1 pseudogene is annotated in these 226 nt (G+C 68.6%); it reads left to right on the top strand.

What is annotated here, in order from left to right:
• Positions 1 to 226: pseudogene (locus ASF72_RS20865) on the top strand (UTP--glucose-1-phosphate uridylyltransferase); the annotation flags it as partial.

Raw genomic sequence — 226 nt, forward strand, 5'->3', positions numbered from 1 at the left:
CGACCTGCTGATGATTACGGGCCGCAACAAGCGCGCCCTGGAGGACCACTTTGACCGGGAACCCGGCCTGGAAGGTGCCCTGGAGCGGAAGGGTGACACGGACAAGCTTGCCGCCGTGGAGCACGCCTCCAACCTGGGGCCCATCCACTACGTGCGCCAGGGGGAGGCCAAGGGCCTGGGCCATGCGGTGCTGTGCGCCAGCCAGCACGTGGGCAACGAGCCGTTC

The sequence above is a fragment of the Arthrobacter sp. Leaf141 genome (genome assembly GCF_001424565.1).
GTDB lineage: Bacteria > Actinomycetota > Actinomycetes > Actinomycetales > Micrococcaceae > Arthrobacter.